The following is a 1,924-nucleotide window of genomic DNA, read 5'->3' as shown; positions in this document are numbered from 1 at the left end:
GACGGCGAAACCCGCGCCGAACTCCACTACCGGCCCATCGGCGTCGTCGGCGCGATCGGCCCCTGGAACTGGCCCATGATGATCACCATTTGGCAGGTCGCCCCCGCCCTCCGGATGGGCAACGCCGTCGTCGTCAAACCCTCCGAATACACACCCCTGTCCGTGCTGGCCCTGGCCGCCGTGATCAACGAAGAACTCCCCGAAGGCCTCCTCACGGTGGTCTCCGGCGGCCGGGACGTCGGCGCCCGGCTCGCCGAACACCCGGCCATCGGCAAGGTCATGTTCACCGGATCCACCGCCACCGGCAAGGCCGTCATCCGCTCCAGCGCGGACACGGTAAAGCGCCTCACTCTCGAACTCGGCGGCAACGACGCCGGCATCGTCCTGCCCGATGCAGACCCCAAAGCCATCGCCGAAGGACTCTTCTGGGGTGCCTTCATCAACACCGGCCAGACCTGCGCCGCACTCAAGCGCCTCTACGTCCACGACTCCCTCTATGAAGCAGTGTGCACCGAGCTGGCTGCCGTTGCCGCCGCGATGCCCATGGGGGTTGGTTTGGACGAGGCGAACGTGCTGGGACCGCTGCAGAACCGGCAGCAGTACGACATCGTCGCGAAGCTCGTGGATGCCGCCCGCGATTCCGGCGCCCGCATCCTGCTCGGCGGCAACCCCGACGACGGCCAGCCCGGCAACTTCTACCCCACCACCCTCGTAGCCGACATCGACAACAGCAACCCCCTCGTCGCCGAGGAACAGTTCGGCCCGGCCCTGCCCATCATCCGCTACGGCACCGTGGACGAGGCCGTCGCCATGGCGAACGCGCTCGACGTCGGACTCGGCGCCTCCGTCTGGTCCTCCGACCTGGACGCTGCCCGTGACGTTGCCGCCCGCCTTGAGGCCGGAACCGTATGGATCAACAAACATGGCAACGTCGACCCGCGGGTCCCCTTCGGCGGCGCCAAGCAATCCGGCTATGGCCTGGAATTCGGCGTCGAAGGCCTCAAAGCCCTCGGGGTCCCCCAGGTGATCAACGGCTGACCCAACTGACTAGCAGTTGTTGTCGTATTGAGGCCCCAGAACGACAACAACTGTCAGCTAGTTGGGGCGTGCCGCCGTCGCCTCTGAATCTCGACGTAGACGGTGACAAGGAGCAGGACAACCACTGCGAGGGCCAACGCGACGGCGGCGGGAACCACAGCGCTCACCGGTATGAGCAACACGGCGATCACCACGGTCGGCACCGCCCACGGCAGCACCGCGCGCGGAGGCTGACCGTAGCGAAGCGACACGATCGCATTGCAACCATAGAAGAGGGCCAGACCTCCCCCGAGAGAAATCCCGGAACCGAAGGGCAAGTGCTCATAGGGGGCTGGAATGGCCGTCGCAATGGCCCCGGCGATTGCAGTTACCCCCAAAACCAGAAGAAACGGCATGAACAACGTGGTCTGAAGGATCCCGGCGAAATCGGACCGGGCCTGCAGTCGCTCGAGCCCTGCCGTGACTGTCCCCGTGCCGTATTGGAAGAATGCCCAGCCGAGCAGGGCAACCACGAGGAATCCGAGCGCACCGAGCAGGCCTGCGCCCGGGCCCCAATCGTCAGACACCTCGGTGACGATCGTGAAGATGGACTCGCCGAGCACAATGATGACGAACAAGCCAAGCCGCTCGGATGCGTGCTCGATGTTGATGCCAGCGATGCCGCGGTCAGGCCAAAGGCGGGCGCTAAGAGCCATCATGCCAATCTCGACAACGATCGCGGTGGCCCACAGAACGACGGCAATGTGGAGAGGTAAGGAGGCGGAGAGGAGCCAGAGGACGGCCGTGCCGCCGTTGTAGATCCAAATCCGCCACGGAAATTCGGCCGATTTTCACGGTGCTGGTACAGCCACAAGATCAGCAGAACCACGCGAATGGCGGCATTGGC

The 1,924-nt window shown here is 65.1% G+C and carries 2 protein-coding genes; one reads left to right on the top strand and one right to left on the bottom strand.

What is annotated here, in order from left to right; all coding sequences use genetic code 11:
• Nucleotides 1-1,038 (top strand): aldehyde dehydrogenase family protein (locus AHiyo1_RS21730; RefSeq protein WP_059389963.1); only part of this gene is annotated, 1,038 nt, incomplete at its 5' end.
• A gap of 53 nt (nucleotides 1,039-1,091) precedes the next feature.
• Here the strand turns inward: AHiyo1_RS21730 and AHiyo1_RS21725 are convergent.
• On the bottom strand, nucleotides 1,092-1,838 hold the full coding sequence (locus AHiyo1_RS21725; RefSeq protein WP_275937094.1) for a low temperature requirement protein A: 747 nt from the start codon (nucleotides 1,836-1,838) through the stop codon (nucleotides 1,092-1,094).
• Between the last annotated feature and the right edge of the window lie 86 nt (nucleotides 1,839-1,924).

Source organism: Arthrobacter sp. Hiyo1 (assembly GCF_001263615.2).
Taxonomy (GTDB): Bacteria; Actinomycetota; Actinomycetes; order Actinomycetales; family Micrococcaceae; genus Arthrobacter.
This window is presented reverse-complemented; position numbering and strand designations above follow the sequence as displayed.